This window comes from Martinezella lusitana (assembly GCF_016901135.1).
Classification (GTDB): domain Bacteria; phylum Pseudomonadota; class Alphaproteobacteria; order Rhizobiales; family Rhizobiaceae; genus Rhizobium; species Rhizobium lusitanum_D.
The window spans coordinates 755,623-768,841 of sequence record NZ_JAFEVL010000048.1 but is presented as its reverse complement, the minus strand read 5'-3'; the positions used below and the strand labels follow the sequence as shown (position 1 = coordinate 768,841).

Below are 13,219 nucleotides of genomic sequence, written 5' to 3'. Positions count from 1 at the left end.
GCCTTGGAGCGTTTCGCTCATAGACTGATTCCGTATGCCGTTATCGCCGCAATTTGATTCATTTTGCGGCGATATCCATTTGATTATGAAAGTAAATCTTCGATCGATACCGAATGAATCTAGGTCGCGCTGATCGTTAGCTCTGCGACGAAATCATACGCATCTCCGCGATAAAGCGACCTGGTGAATTCCACGGCTCGGCCCGAGCCGAGATAGGAAATGCGTTCGATCGAAAGGCCGGCGGCTCCGACGGGAACGCCAAGCAGCCCCGCATCGGACTCTTTCATATTGGTTGCCGATATGCGCTGTACGGCGCGCACGGGGCGGACCTGCCGCTTTTCAAGTTCCGCATAGAGCGATGTCGTCACGACCGATGGATCAGGCAGAAATTCGCCGGATACGCTGGCATGCTCGATTGCCAGCGGTTGATCGTCGGCGATGCGCAAGCGGCTAAGCCGGGAAACCTTGGTATCGGCGGCAAGGCCGAGGATCATCATTTCATCGGGAGACGGCGTATGTATGCCTTTGTGCAGCCATTCGGAACGTGCGGTCATGCCGCGCCGGGCCATGTCCTCGGTGAAGGAGGTGAGCTGAGATAGCCGTTGTTCCACCTTGGATACGGGCTTTGTCACAAAGGTGCCCGACCCGTGGCGGCGCACGAGAATACCTTCGGCGACAAGCTCGTCGATCGCCTTGCGCACGGTAACGCGGCTGACGGCGGCAAATTCGGCGATATCGCGCTCGGGCGGAAGCGCATCGCCCTGCTTCAACCTTCCGACCTTCACGGCCTCTTCGAGCGTGCGTCGCAGCTTGACGTAGAGCGGGCCGGGGCCGCCGCCTGACAGGCGTTCTGGCGAGAAGATGGCGCTCAAATCCTCGGTCATGCCCTGTTTTCCTCTCCATCCCGTAGCAGTTTTGCCGCCAATTCCACCGCTCCACGCAGCACGTCGCCCTTGGGTTCGGCCAGAAGCGCTTTGTGGCGCGCATCGAGCCAGGGACGATAGGCCGGGGCAAGGCCGCCGAGGAGGCAGATCGAAGGGCATTCAGGCCAAAGCAGGGCATCCAGGCTTTCGGTTATGGCCTTCGCGGCTGTCTTGACGATATCGATGGCGATTGCATCATTCATCCCAGCATAGTCGAATACGACCGGCGCATAGCGCGCGAAATCCTTTGGCTTGGATGCATGCGCAAATTCGACGACGCGCTCCGGATCATTGCCATATTCGGCCATGATCGCATCCGTGAGCCGTGAGGTCGTCGTCACCCGGTCATGCGCCAGAAGGGCGCGTTCAAGCAGATCACGGCCAAGGCGGGCGCCGCTCGCCTGATCACCGATGACAAAGCCCCATCCGCCGATGCCCCAACTCCTGCCGTCGCGGCGAGCGTTGTAGACGGAGCCGGTGCCGAAGGCGCCGATGATCCCATCGGCATCACCGAGCGCGCCCTGAAGCGCGATCGTCGCGTCGGTGACCACGCGAGAGCTCGCGAAGGGAAGGGCGCCTTCAACCCGTTTTCCGTAATTGCCGACATTAGCACCGGCCGTGCCGATAACAGCAGGCAACTTGTAAACCTGTTCAGGATTGAGACCTGCGCTCGTCAATGCCAGTCGGGCCGACGCGACGATATTGATCAGCGAGTTTTCCAGATCGGAGAGAATGTTTGCGGCCCCAGCTTTGCCAGTGCCGAGAACTTGGCCCGTCCCGTCTATTACGGCGGCACGGCAGCTCGTTCCTCCACCGTCGATGCCTATTGCAAACTGCCCCATCATGCCTCCGGATACCGCCCGTTCCCCATCTTCGTATACAATACCAAAAAAATACCATTTACCAATAGGCAACGCCTCCATTTTTGCGTCCCTCTATCATATTGAAATATATTATTAAATTTTTTTTGCCCGCTCTTTTTGTATCCGAAGGTTAAATTCGGCTGGACAATTGGTATTTTTTTGGCCTTAATTCTCACCAAGGGAACAATGCGAACAGACATCGGCGGAACCGGCAGAACAACAACAGCCGGCAGGCGAAGCGGAAGGCTGAACCTCCATCGTTGTCCCAGGCCGTTTGGATCAGGAGGGTCCGTCCTTCGGCGTTTGTCATGAATTTCCCGCGTGGTGTTTGCAGCGTCTCTGTCCGGTTGGCGGCAGACGGCAATTGATCGGGCCGATCAGGCGAGGTGCCTCTGAAGCCCTTTGTATGGGGGGTCGGCAGCACTGGCGGTCCCTATGGAGCGCTGACCGTTTCTTCAGACAGGCCAGCGGATTTTCAGATCGAAAACAGCGCCTTGCTACAGGCGTCGAAAACAGGAGAGGGAAATGAAAAATAATGTTCTGAAAGGCTTGCTTCTTGCATCCAGCCTGCTGACCTCGGTCAGCTTCGCACATGCGGCTGATGTAACGCTGACGGTTGAAAGCTGGCGTAACGACGACCTGCAGATTTGGCAGGACAAGATCATCCCGGCTTTCGAAGCGAAGAACCCCGGCATCAAGATCGTTTTCTCGCCGACGGCTCCGACCGAGTACAACGCATCGCTGAACGCCAAGCTCGATGCCGGCTCGGCGGGTGACATCATCACCTGCCGTCCGTTCGACGCCTCGCTCGACCTCTTCAACAAGAAGCATCTTGCCGATCTGACGAGCCTGAAGGGCATGGAGAACTTCTCGGCAGTCGCCAAGGCCGCATGGTCCACCGATGACGGCAAGTCGACCTTCTGCGTGCCGATGGCCTCGGTCATCCATGGCTTCATCTACAACAAAGACGCCTTCGACAAGCTCGGCCTGAAGGTGCCGGCGACGCGCGACGAGTTCTTCGCTCTTCTCGACAAGATCAAGGCTGACGGCACTTATATTCCGATGGCCATGGGCACCAAGGACCTGTGGGAAGCCGCAACCATGGGCTATCAGAATATCGGCCCGAACTACTGGAAGGGTGAGGACGGCCGCGAGGCTCTTATCGCCGGCAAGGAAAAGCTGACGGACGCTCCGTGGGTCGATCCCTACAAGGAACTTGCCAAGTGGAAGCCTTATCTCGGCGATGGTTTCGAGGCTCAGGGCTACGCTGACAGCCAGAACCTCTTCACGCTCGGCAAGGCTGCGATCTATCCGGCCGGCTCCTGGGAAATCGCGCTTTTCAACACCCAGGCGCAGTTCAAGATGGGTGCTTTCCCGCCGCCGGTCGCAAAGGCTGGTGACACCGCCTATATCTCGGACCATCCGGATATCGGCGTCGGCCTGAATACGAAGAGCGCGCACCAGGAAGAAGCCAAGAAGTTCCTGAGCTGGGTCGCTTCCGACGAGTTCGCCACCATCTACGCCAATTCGCTGCCGGGCTTCTTCAGCCTGAATTCGCATCCGGTGAAGATGAGCGATCCGCTTGCTCAGGAATTCGTCTCCTGGCGCAACGATCACAAGTCGACCGTTCGCTCCACGTATCAGATCCTGTCGCGCGGCACGCCGAACCTGGAAAACGAAACCTGGACGGAATCCGCAAACGTGATCAATGCTACGGATACGCCGGATCAGGCTGCTGCAAAGCTGCAGAAGGGCCTCGACAGCTGGTACAAGCCTGGCAAGTAATCATTGCGCAAAGTGGGCGAGGGGCCTTCGGGCTCCTCTCCCTTTTTCTTTATCATGGATAATTGGATTGGCGATCGTCTCGCCATTGCATCGCGACACGCCCGACGTCGTTTCGATCTGGCTGCAGAGCCGGGACAGCGGGTGGATTTGAACCTTAGAGCTGCCGCTTCGCCAGGCAGCCAACAAAAACAGGCAGAAAGCCATGAGCGACGCCGCGATATCAGACGCCCTTGAGGTCATGCCGGTCAGGCGCGCGAAGCGCTGGCATATCCTCGTTTTCCTTTTTCCGGCTTTCGTCGTCTATACGGCGGTCATGATCCTGCCTCTGATCGAGACGCTGCGGCTGTCGCTTTACAACGTCGTCGACAATCAACCGGTTTTCGTTGGCCTAAACAATTTCAAGGTATTGTTCGGCGACGAACGTTGGTCGCATGATTTCTGGAATGCGCTGCGTAACAACCTGGTCTTCTTTGCCATCCATATGTGCGTGCAGAATCCGATCGGCGTCGCGCTCGCTGCGCTCCTGTCTCTGCCGAAGCTGCGTTTCGTTGCTTTCTATCGCACCGCCATTTTCCTGCCGACGCTGCTTTCTTTTGTCGTTGTCGGCTTCATCTGGAAACTGATCCTGTCACCTCTCTGGGGTGTGGCGCCTGAGTTGCTGAGCATGATCGGCCTTAAGTCGTTCTTCGCGCCTTGGCTCGGCAGGCCGAGCACGGCGCTGATCACCGTCGCGCTCATCTCGGTCTGGCAGTATGTCGGCATCCCGATGATGCTGATCTATGCCGCCCTGCTCAACATTCCCGAAGAGGTCATCGAGGCGGCCGAATGCGATGGTATCACCGGCTGGAGCCAGTTCTGGAAGATCAAGCTGCCGCTGGTGTTGCCGGCAATCGGCATCATCTCGATCCTGACCTTCGTCGGCAATTTCAATGCGTTCGATCTGGTTTACACCGTGCAGGGCGCGCTGGCCGGGCCGGATGGCTCGACCGATATTCTCGGCACGCTGCTCTATCGCGTCTTCTTCGGCTTCCAGCTTCAGCTCGGAGACCGCTCCATGGGGGCGACGATCGCGACTGTCATGTTCCTGATCATCCTGACTGGTGTCTCGTTCTATCTTTTCATCGTCCAGCGGCGCATTCGCCGCTACCAGTTCTGAAGAGAGGCGACCATGTCCAAGGCCCGCACTTCCCTTGTCCGCACCGGCTTCGTGCATCTAGCGTTGATCGCCTATACGCTTGTCGCCCTTTTCCCGGTGTTCCTGACCATCATCAATTCGTTCAAGGATCGCGCATCGATCTTCCGTGCGCCGCTAAGCCTCCCGACACCATCCTCGTTCAGCATGATCGGTTATAATACCGTCCTCAAGCAGGGCGATTTCCTGACCTATTTCCAGAACAGCTTCGTGGTGACGATCGTCTCGATCATCTTCACCCTGTTGTTCGGCGCGATGGCTGCCTTCGCGCTGTCGGAATATCGCTTTCGCGGCAATACGTTCATGGGTCTCTATCTGGCGATCGGTATCATGATCCCGATCCGGCTCGGGACCGTCGCCATCCTGCAAGGCATGGTTGCCGCCGGCCTCGTCAACACGCTGACGGCGCTGATCCTCGTTTATACGGCGCAAGGCCTGCCGCTCGCGGTTTTCATTCTCTCGGAATTCATGCGGACCGTCTCCGATGACCTGAAGAATGCCGGTCGCATCGATGGTCTCAGCGAATACGCCATTTTCTTCCGCTTGGTATTACCGCTGGTTCGCCCGGCCATGGCGACGGTCGCCGTCTTCACGATGATCCCGATCTGGAACGACCTCTGGTTCCCGCTGATCCTGGCCCCGAGCGAAGCGACGAAAACCGTGACGCTCGGGTCACAGATCTTCATCGGTCAGTTCGTCACAAACTGGAACGCCGTGCTGGCGGCGCTGACGCTTGCCATCCTGCCGATCCTCATACTCTACGTCATCTTTTCGCGCCAACTCATTCGTGGCATTACCTCCGGAGCAGTTAAGTGAGCGTATCCGAAAAGCCGATCCGTGTTCTTGTTGCCGGCCTTGGCAATATGGGCCGCAGCCATGCGCTCGCCTATCACAACAATCCCGGGTTCGAGATCATCGGCCTCGTCAATCGCTCCAAGCCAGAGCTTGCGGACGAGCTGCGGGGTTACACGATCCATCCGGATTTCGAGACGGCGTTGCAGGAATTGAAGCCGGATCTCTGCTCGATCAATACCTATTCCGACAGCCATGCCGATTATGCGGTTGCGGCCTTCGAAGCGGGTTGCCATGTTTTCGTCGAAAAGCCACTCGCAACGACGGTCGAAGATGCCGAGCGCGTCGTCGCAGCGGCGAAGAAGGCGGGCAAGAAGCTGGTCATCGGCTATATCTTGCGTCAGCATCCATCATGGATGCGGTTGATTGCCGAGGCCCGCAAGCTTGGTGGCCCCTATGTCTTCCGCATGAACCTCAATCAGCAGTCGAGCGGCCCGACCTGGGAGACGCACAAGGCGCTGATGCGCACGACTTCACCCATCGTCGATTGTGGCGTGCACTATGTCGACGTCATGTGCCAGATCACCGATGCCAAGCCTGTCGAGGTGCGCGGCATGGGCCTTCGTCTGTCGAGCGAGATCAAGCCGGATATGTATAATTACGGCCATCTGCAGGTGATCTTCGAGGATGGTTCTGTCGGCTGGTATGAGGCCGGCTGGGGACCGATGATTTCCGAAACAGCGTTCTTTGTGAAAGATGTGATGTCGCCGAATGGCGCGGTGTCGATCGTCATGGATCCGAACGCCAAGTCAGACGACATCGACACGCACACCAAGACCTCCGTCATCCGTCTGCACAATGCCGAGACCGGGCCGAATGGCCAGTTCATCCGACCAGATCAGGATCTGCACATGGACGGCGAGCCCGGCCATCAGGAGCTCTGCGATCTCGAGCAGGCCTTCATGCTGAAGGCCATCCGCGAAGACATAAACCTCGACCGCCACATGGCAGACGCCGTTCAATCGCTGCGCATCTGCCTCGCCGCCGACGAGAGCGTGCGTACCGGCAAGCCCGTTTATTTGTAAGGATAAGAGACTGTGGGATCGCTTCAACTGAAATCCATCCACAAGGCCTATGGCACGCATGATGTGCTGAAGGGCATCGATCTCGAGGTGAAGGACGGCGAGTTCGTCATCTTCGTAGGTCCTTCGGGCTGCGGCAAGTCGACCCTTCTGCGCAGCATCGCCGGCCTCGAAGACGTGACTGCGGGTGCCGTCCTGATCAACGGCGAGGACGTGACGACAGCGCCGCCCGCCAAGCGCGGCATCGCCATGGTCTTCCAGTCCTATGCGCTCTATCCGCACCTGACGGTGAAGGACAATATGGGACTGGGCCTGAAGCAGGCCGGCACTGCGAAGGACGAGATCGAAAGCCGCGTCGGGAAGGCCTCCGGCATGCTGTCGCTCGAGCCTTATCTCGCGCGTCGGCCAGCCGAACTTTCCGGCGGCCAACGCCAGCGCGTCGCCATCGGCCGCGCCATCGTGCGCGAACCGGAGCTTTTTCTCTTCGATGAGCCGTTGTCGAACCTCGATGCGGCCTTGCGCGTACAGACGCGCCTGGAGATCGCCCGTCTGCACCGTAGCCTCAAGGCGACGATGATCTATGTCACCCACGACCAGGTCGAGGCGATGACCCTTGCCGACAAGATCGTTGTGCTCAATGCCGGCGCGATCGAGCAGATCGGCTCGCCGATGGAACTCTATAATCGCCCGGCCAACGTCTTCGTCGCCGGCTTCATCGGTTCACCACAGATGAATTTCGTTGCGGCCGAGAAACTGGGGCAAAGCGGCGCAAAAACCGTTGGTATTCGCCCGGAGCACATTACGCTGTCGCGCGATCAGGGCACCTGGTCGGCCAAGGTCATCCATGTCGAGCACCTCGGTGCTGATACGATCATCTATCTCGAATCCGACATGACAGGCCTTTTGACCGTACGCCTCTTCGGTGAGCACCAGTACGAGCCGGACGAGATGGTTTATGCGACGCCGGACACGAGCCACATGCATCGTTTCGATGCGAACGACAAAGCGATCCGGGCGTAATCTGCTGCAATCGAGGCGAAGCAGGACGCTTCGTCTCGGACGTCTCTTGCCCAGTGAGTGTGGTGGAAGATCATTCGCCTCAGGGGTTCGAGGGGCTGCCTACGGTCAGCGCGGCCTGCTCGATGATTTCGGCGATACGCTCGGAAAGCGCGGGATCGGAAACGGCGCGCGCAAGCGTGACGCCGCCGCTGAGCATAGCGAGCAGAAGGATCGCCTGATCCTCCTGCGTTGTTTTGGTTAAGCTCATTTCCTTGCTCTCCGGCAGGCCGGTCGCGACATCCGCGATGAGCTTTCTCAGCTCCGCAGTATAGGCTTTGCGCGTTTCGTCGTCCGCACGCATGACATCGGGCGAGAGGCTTGGCAGGGTGCAGCTATCGCCGAGATCGCAGGTGCGCTTGTAGCCGAGATAGTAGCTGGCGAAGGCCTTCACCCAGTCTTTCGGCTGGCTTTCCTTGAGTGCCGCGATCCCTTGACGCAGCTCCTCCAATCCCTCCACGACAGCTGTACGAAACGCTTCGCCCTTGGACCTGAAGTGCCCGTAGAAGGCGCCGTTGGTGACGCCGGCCGCTTTCGTCAGGGCATCGATGCCCGCCCCGCCATAACCCTCCTTTCGAAATACTTGCCCGGCGGCCGCGATGACCCGCGTTCGGGTCTCCTGCTTGTGTTCGGCGCTATAGCGCATTGCTACCTCCATTGAGAGTGATCTCTCTTTATTGATTGCATAGAGAGCGATCGGCATGTATTGATAAAGAGTGATCGGTATATATCAATTGCCGCCGCAGGTCCAACAAGGAGATGTCACATGCCTATTACGCTTACAGTCCCCGAAGGGTTGCTTTCGCCTGAAGCGCAAGCGCAGGCTTTTGCCGGCTTGACCGACGCGGTCCTCGATGTTGCCGACTTGACCGGAAATGTCTTCATGACGGCCAATGTCATCGGAACGATCAATGTGCTTCCGGCCGAACATGTACTGGCGGCTGGAAAGCCCGTCGCGGCGGCCTTCATCGAGCTCAAGCTGCCCGAGATCGCGCTTGCGACGCTGGAAGCCAAGCGAGCCTTCATCGAGAGGGCGACCGATATCGTCGAGGAGGCGGCCGAAGGGCGGATCAAGCGTGAGCACATCTGGTCGAACATAGTCTACGCGCCGGACGGAGCCTGGGGCATTGCAGGGCATAGCTACAGCAATGCCAATCTGGTCGGCGCCATTCAAAATGCCGCAGTGTCCTAGGTGATCCCTCGGCTCAACGCCGCCTGAAGCGACAGAATTCATAGGGATGTCGGACCGGTGCGTGCTGAGCCATCGTGGTCCGACAGCAAGAGGAGGCAGGACATGCAACTCGCCAATTATCTGTTCTTCACGATCCATTGTGAGGAGGCGCTCGCCTTCTATACCGCCTGCGGGCTTGGCCGCGTTACGCTGTTGATCCGCCACGGTGCCGATGGGATGCCACTTGCTGTAGATGCGGTGCGGGGCAGGGTGATGCACGCGCGTTTCGAAGGGCCGGGCGTGCTGTTCTTTGCATCCGACAATCACGATGCCGAGCCGATGCGCGGCTCCGCCCATATGCTTGTCATGGATGATCGCGACAGCACCGACAGGATTTTTTCTCTGCTGGCTAAAGGTGGCACGGTGACGACGCCGCTCGCCGTCCAGCCATGGGGCAGCTATTACGGCAAGCTCACGGATCGGTTCGGCGTTCAGTGGATGGTGGACTGCGCGCGATCGTGATCTCGAATGGTACGGGTTTGAATCTAATAGTCCGGTCGTCCGGACGAATTCATGCGGTTGTCACGAAGCTACGCTATCACGGGCTCAGTCCACTCCAACAGCGAGCGCACCATGACAAACGCAGCGTCCATTTATGCAACGTGGCATACAGAGCCGCAGGGCGATACCGCGATGGCGGAATCGCATAGTCCTTACTGGCGGCATTTCATCGAAACGGTCCCGGAGCGAGATTTCTCGTCGAAAACCGTCTTGGATTTCGGCTGCAATCGCGGCGGCTTCCTGCGGCTGCTTTATGCCCTGCGGCCTTTCCGCAGCGGTGTCGGTATCGATATTGCTTCGGAGTCGGTGGCAGCAGCTGTTGCTGCGGTGGGCAACATGCCGCTGCAGTTTCATGTGACGACCGATCTGTCGCCTTTTGCCGATAGTTTCGATGTGGCCTTCAGCTATGAGGTCGTCTACCTGCTGCCGGAGCTGCGACAGCATGCCGAACAGATGTTCCAGGTCATGCGCAATGGCGGCGTCTACTACGCCGTTACCGGATGCCACAATGAAATGCCGCTCTGGCCAAAATGGCGCGAGCTGATCGGCGGCAACAGCAATGCACCGGTGCAGGATCGCTCGCCGCAGGATTATATCGACGCCTTCGTGGCGGCCGGCTTTGATGTTTCCGTCAGGCGCTTCGGTTATGACGGCTTCGTGCGGGCGACGAAGGATCGGAAATATTATCCGAGCATTCTCGATGCGCTGAGCTATCCGGCCGAATACAAGCTGCTGTTCCGGCTCCAAAAGCGCTGATGATATGGAGACGATCGATCGCAAGGGCGGCAGCGCCCTCTGGCATCAGATCGGCGAGATCCTGGCGGCTGATATTGCTGCCGGGATCTTTGCCCCCGGGGCGAGATTGCCGACCGAGCCTGAATTGATGGAGCGTTTCGGCGTCAGCCGTTTCACCGTTCGCCAAGCTCTTGGGCATCTGGAGCAGCGCGGGCTGGTGCGCGCCGAACAGGGCCGGGGAACTTTCGTGCACAGGGGTGCGCTCGACTACACGCTCTCGAAACGAACCCGCTTTTCCAAGAACCTGATCGAGCAGGGCTTCGAGCCCGGTGGCGAACTGCTGGTTCATGAAGTCCTGCCGGCGACGGAACGTGTTGCCGCGCAATTGAAGCTTGCGGTGGGTGCGCCTGTCATCCATCGATGTGGCGTCATGACGGCCGATGGCGTTCCCGTCGAACTGGGTGACACGTATTATCCAGCGGAGCGCTTTCCGGATTTCGACAAGGTCCGCCTGCAATATCCGACGATCACGGCGGCGCTCGCTAGCTATGGCATCTCCGACTATGAACGGTTGTCGACCGAGATCGAGGCGCGCATGCCGACGGCCGAGGAAGCGCGGCTGTTGCGACAGCCCAAATCGGCGCCGCTGCTCGTTACCCGCAAGGTGGATGTCGATACCGATGGCGTGCCCATAGCCTACGCGGAATCGATTTGGCCGGCGGAGCGCATCACCTTCAATGTCGAATTGCGGTAGCAGGCCTAGCGATGCGAGAGGATGTTGACGACCTTGCCGAACGGGTCGCGGACGTAGAAACGACGAACGCCCCAGGGCTCATCCGTCAGGTCGTACAGGATGCCGAAGCCCATTGATGTGGCGCGCAGGTAGAGCTCGTCGACATCATCAACTTCGATTGAGAGATCGGGGACAATCGTTCCCGAACCGCCTTCGCTGGCAACGCTGATCTGCGGAACCGTTGCGGCTTCGGAAGCGAAGGTGAGGATCCAGCCGTGATCCATGACGATGTCGAGGCCGAGCAGCTCACCGTAGAACAGGCGAGCGCTGGCGGGATCGGCGGCGGGCAAATTGGGGATTATGCGTAGAACGGTCACTGATTCTCTCCCTTGAGAAATGGAGGCGGGCTTGCGCCGCGCCCCCACGATGCTCCCGCTTAGACCGTTACCGACGGCAGCAGCTTGGCGCGCTCGGTCAGTATATGTCGGCAGGCGCTCGCCACTTCGCGGCCCTTAATGATGAAATGCTCCTTGAAGAACTGGATATGGGCTTCCGATTCCTGGAAGTGATGCGGCGTCAGAACTGCAGAGAGGACCGGCACGCCAGTGTCGAGCTGCACACGCATCATTGCATCGAGAACGGTATTGGCAACGAATTCATGGCGATAAATGCCGCCGTCGACAACGAAAGCAGTGGCGATGATCGCGGAATAGCGGCCGTTACGGGCGAGCGTCTGCGCATGAAGCGGAATTTCGAGCGCGCCCGGCACGTCGAAGATGTCGATGGGCGATGCTCCTTCTGTCGTCTGCCATTCGGCAATGAAGGAATCAACCGAGCGATCGACGATATCGGCGTGCCAGCGAGCCCGAATGATCGCGATGCGGCTCGGCTGGGAGGAGATAGAAATGGTCATGAATTGTGCCTTTCAAGGGTTGGTATCAAATATCCCTTGGGCGAACACGCATGCACGCAACACTCCTCTCGTCGAGGAGGGGGCGACCTGCTTGCTCTCTTCCATCCGGACTATACCGTCGGCTCCGGCATCGCACCGGATCTGCTGACCCTTCCGGGGAACCGGAAGGCGCTCGCGGGCTCGGGGAAACTCCCATACCGCCGGTGGGGAATTGCACCCCGCCCTGAGAACGCGTGGACTATAAATGTATTCCAGCAAGGAAATCAAAGAAAAACGCCGGGCTTTTGGCCCGGCGTTGGCGAATAGTTTTCCAAAACTTCCCCGCTACGTAGGGATGTTTTCAGTCTTGAATGACTAGCAAGTCGGAAGAGGCGAAACGCAACGTGACTTTCTCGCCGACGCTCGGGGGCAGCATGCCGGGGCTGTTGAACATATCGAAGGAAATCGTGTTGCCGCCGACATTCATGCGCGTGCGGATGACCGAACCGAGGAAGTGCGCCGAGGAGACCTCACCGGTCAGCGCGGTGTCGCCCTTGGCCGACTCGGCCAACGAGCCTGCTTCCGGACGCAGCGCCAGCGATACGGTGTCGCCCGGCTTGTAAGCGGTGACCGACTGCTTCAGCGTCACGCCCTGATCGCCGATCGTGATGCGGTTGCTGTCCGGATCGACGACTTTGCCTTCGATCAGGTTCAGCGTGCCGACGAAGGAGGCTACGAAGCGGGTGGCCGGTGTGTTGTAGATTTCGAAGGGCGTGCCGATCTGGTCGGCACGGCCGGCATTCATGACGACGATGCGGTCGGAGATCGACAGGGCCTCTTCCTGATCATGCGTTACGAAGACGGTGGTGATGCCGAGCTGCCGCTGGATGGCGCGGATTTCCTCGCGCAGCGATACGCGAATCTTGGCGTCGAGCGCTGAGAGCGGTTCGTCGAGCAGCAGGACCTGCGGCTTGACGGCGATAGCGCGGGCGAGCGCCACGCGTTGCTGCTGGCCGCCGGACATCTGGTAGGGGTAGCGGTCGGCAAGGTGATCGAGCTTGATCAGGCCGAGCATTTCCTTGACGCGGCTGTCGATCTCAGGCTTGGCCATGCCGGCGACTTTGAGGCCGAAGGCGACGTTGTCATACACGGTCATGTTCGGGAAAAGCGCATAGGCCTGGAACACCATGCCGATATTGCGCTGGTTTGGCTTCAGCGGGCGCTGGTCCTTGCCGTTGATCGTCAAGGAGCCGGCGGTCGGGCTTTCAAAACCGGCGATCATGCGCAGGACTGTCGTCTTGCCACAGCCCGACGGTCCAAGGAAGGAGATGAATTCTCCCTTCTCGATGTGCATGGTGAAGTCGTGAACGACGTGAATTTCGCCGAAGGATTTTTTGAGATGAGTGAGTTCGAGAAAAGCCATGGTGGAGAGCC

General features: G+C 59.0%; 15 protein-coding genes and 1 riboswitch. Of the genes, 9 read left to right on the top strand and 6 right to left on the bottom strand.

Annotated features, from left to right (window positions below; all coding sequences use genetic code 11):
- Positions 1 to 119: 119 nt before the first annotated feature.
- Together JTP94_RS24500 and JTP94_RS24495 are read right to left on the bottom strand one after the other, a co-directional pair.
- Positions 120 to 884, bottom strand: a complete 765-nt coding sequence (locus JTP94_RS24500) for a GntR family transcriptional regulator (RefSeq protein ID WP_034504185.1) — start codon at positions 882 to 884, stop codon at positions 120 to 122.
- Positions 881 to 1,765: an N-acetylglucosamine kinase gene (locus tag JTP94_RS24495; RefSeq protein ID WP_204853003.1), complete on the bottom strand. Its 885-nt coding sequence runs from the start codon at positions 1,763 to 1,765 to the stop codon at positions 881 to 883. The genes JTP94_RS24500 and JTP94_RS24495 overlap by 4 nt, the downstream gene beginning before the upstream one ends.
- A gap of 546 nt (positions 1,766 to 2,311) precedes the next feature.
- Here JTP94_RS24495 and JTP94_RS24490 point away from each other — a divergent pair.
- The 5 genes from JTP94_RS24490 to JTP94_RS24470 all read left to right on the top strand — a co-directional run bounded on the left by JTP94_RS24490 (position 2,312) and on the right by JTP94_RS24470 (position 7,657).
- Positions 2,312 to 3,571 carry an ABC transporter substrate-binding protein gene (locus JTP94_RS24490; RefSeq protein ID WP_204853002.1) on the top strand — a complete coding sequence of 420 codons (1,260 nt, stop codon included), beginning with the start codon at positions 2,312 to 2,314 and terminating at the stop codon, positions 3,569 to 3,571.
- A 202-nt stretch (positions 3,572 to 3,773) separates the two neighbouring features.
- Positions 3,774 to 4,727, top strand: a complete 954-nt coding sequence (locus JTP94_RS24485; protein ID WP_204853001.1) for a carbohydrate ABC transporter permease — start codon at positions 3,774 to 3,776, stop codon at positions 4,725 to 4,727.
- 12 nt (positions 4,728 to 4,739) lie between these two features.
- Positions 4,740 to 5,579 carry a carbohydrate ABC transporter permease gene (locus JTP94_RS24480; protein ID WP_204853000.1) on the top strand — a complete coding sequence of 280 codons (840 nt, stop codon included), beginning with the start codon at positions 4,740 to 4,742 and terminating at the stop codon, positions 5,577 to 5,579.
- Entirely contained in the window at positions 5,576 to 6,640 is a 1,065-nt protein-coding gene (locus JTP94_RS24475) for a Gfo/Idh/MocA family protein (protein WP_204852999.1), read from the top strand. The genes JTP94_RS24480 and JTP94_RS24475 overlap by 4 nt, the downstream gene beginning before the upstream one ends.
- A gap of 12 nt (positions 6,641 to 6,652) precedes the next feature.
- Positions 6,653 to 7,657, top strand: coding sequence for an ABC transporter ATP-binding protein (locus JTP94_RS24470; RefSeq protein ID WP_204852998.1), 1,005 nt, complete (start codon positions 6,653 to 6,655; stop codon positions 7,655 to 7,657).
- 79 nt (positions 7,658 to 7,736) lie between these two features.
- Here JTP94_RS24470 and JTP94_RS24465 read toward each other — a convergent pair whose 3' ends face one another.
- Positions 7,737 to 8,339 carry a TetR/AcrR family transcriptional regulator gene (locus tag JTP94_RS24465; protein WP_204852997.1) on the bottom strand — a complete coding sequence of 201 codons (603 nt, stop codon included), beginning with the start codon at positions 8,337 to 8,339 and terminating at the stop codon, positions 7,737 to 7,739.
- A 120-nt stretch (positions 8,340 to 8,459) separates the two neighbouring features.
- On the opposite strand from JTP94_RS24465, the gene JTP94_RS24460 reads away from it, so the two are divergent.
- The 4 genes from JTP94_RS24460 to phnF all read left to right on the top strand — a co-directional run bounded on the left by JTP94_RS24460 (position 8,460) and on the right by phnF (position 10,914).
- Positions 8,460 to 8,885 carry a tautomerase family protein gene (locus JTP94_RS24460; RefSeq protein ID WP_204852996.1) on the top strand — a complete coding sequence of 142 codons (426 nt, stop codon included), beginning with the start codon at positions 8,460 to 8,462 and terminating at the stop codon, positions 8,883 to 8,885.
- Positions 8,886 to 8,987: 102 nt separating this feature from the next.
- Positions 8,988 to 9,386: a VOC family protein gene (locus tag JTP94_RS24455; RefSeq protein ID WP_204852995.1), complete on the top strand. Its 399-nt coding sequence runs from the start codon at positions 8,988 to 8,990 to the stop codon at positions 9,384 to 9,386.
- 111 nt (positions 9,387 to 9,497) lie between these two features.
- Positions 9,498 to 10,181 (top strand): bifunctional 2-polyprenyl-6-hydroxyphenol methylase/3-demethylubiquinol 3-O-methyltransferase UbiG, encoded by a 684-nt coding sequence (locus JTP94_RS24450; RefSeq protein WP_204852994.1) that lies wholly within the window; start codon positions 9,498 to 9,500, stop codon positions 10,179 to 10,181.
- A 4-nt stretch (positions 10,182 to 10,185) separates the two neighbouring features.
- A complete protein-coding gene (phnF, locus tag JTP94_RS24445) occupies positions 10,186 to 10,914 on the top strand; it encodes a phosphonate metabolism transcriptional regulator PhnF (protein WP_204852993.1) in 729 nt (242 codons plus the stop codon).
- 5 nt (positions 10,915 to 10,919) lie between these two features.
- Here phnF and JTP94_RS24440 read toward each other — a convergent pair whose 3' ends face one another.
- The 3 genes from JTP94_RS24440 to JTP94_RS24430 form a co-directional block, all read right to left on the bottom strand.
- Positions 10,920 to 11,270 (bottom strand): VOC family protein, encoded by a 351-nt coding sequence (locus JTP94_RS24440; RefSeq protein ID WP_204852992.1) that lies wholly within the window; start codon positions 11,268 to 11,270, stop codon positions 10,920 to 10,922.
- Between the two features lie 59 nt (positions 11,271 to 11,329).
- Positions 11,330 to 11,806 carry a 6,7-dimethyl-8-ribityllumazine synthase gene (locus tag JTP94_RS24435; RefSeq protein WP_034504203.1) on the bottom strand — a complete coding sequence of 159 codons (477 nt, stop codon included), beginning with the start codon at positions 11,804 to 11,806 and terminating at the stop codon, positions 11,330 to 11,332.
- A gap of 89 nt (positions 11,807 to 11,895) precedes the next feature.
- Positions 11,896 to 12,041: riboswitch (FMN riboswitch) on the bottom strand.
- Between the two features lie 105 nt (positions 12,042 to 12,146).
- Positions 12,147 to 13,208, bottom strand: a complete 1,062-nt coding sequence (locus tag JTP94_RS24430) for an ABC transporter ATP-binding protein (RefSeq protein WP_204852991.1) — start codon at positions 13,206 to 13,208, stop codon at positions 12,147 to 12,149.
- Positions 13,209 to 13,219 lie beyond the last annotated feature (11 nt).

Bases quoted from the DNA above. Each gene is read 5' to 3' on its own strand.
- JTP94_RS24465 (WP_204852997.1), bottom strand. From the start codon at position 8,339: ATGCGCTATAGCGCCGAACACAAGCAGGAGACCCGAACGCGGGTCATC.
- JTP94_RS24430 (WP_204852991.1), bottom strand. From the start codon at position 13,208: ATGGCTTTTCTCGAACTCACTCATCTCAAAAAATCCTTCGGCGAAATT.
- JTP94_RS24460 (WP_204852996.1), top strand. From the start codon at position 8,460: ATGCCTATTACGCTTACAGTCCCCGAAGGGTTGCTTTCGCCTGAAGCG.
- JTP94_RS24500 (WP_034504185.1), bottom strand. From the start codon at position 884: ATGACCGAGGATTTGAGCGCCATCTTCTCGCCAGAACGCCTGTCAGGC.
- JTP94_RS24485 (WP_204853001.1), top strand. From the start codon at position 3,774: ATGAGCGACGCCGCGATATCAGACGCCCTTGAGGTCATGCCGGTCAGG.
- JTP94_RS24450 (WP_204852994.1), top strand. From the start codon at position 9,498: ATGACAAACGCAGCGTCCATTTATGCAACGTGGCATACAGAGCCGCAG.
- JTP94_RS24495 (WP_204853003.1), bottom strand. From the start codon at position 1,765: ATGGGGCAGTTTGCAATAGGCATCGACGGTGGAGGAACGAGCTGCCGT.
- phnF (WP_204852993.1), top strand. From the start codon at position 10,186: ATGGAGACGATCGATCGCAAGGGCGGCAGCGCCCTCTGGCATCAGATC.
- JTP94_RS24480 (WP_204853000.1), top strand. From the start codon at position 4,740: ATGTCCAAGGCCCGCACTTCCCTTGTCCGCACCGGCTTCGTGCATCTA.
- JTP94_RS24435 (WP_034504203.1), bottom strand. From the start codon at position 11,806: ATGACCATTTCTATCTCCTCCCAGCCGAGCCGCATCGCGATCATTCGG.
- JTP94_RS24455 (WP_204852995.1), top strand. From the start codon at position 8,988: ATGCAACTCGCCAATTATCTGTTCTTCACGATCCATTGTGAGGAGGCG.
- JTP94_RS24490 (WP_204853002.1), top strand. From the start codon at position 2,312: ATGAAAAATAATGTTCTGAAAGGCTTGCTTCTTGCATCCAGCCTGCTG.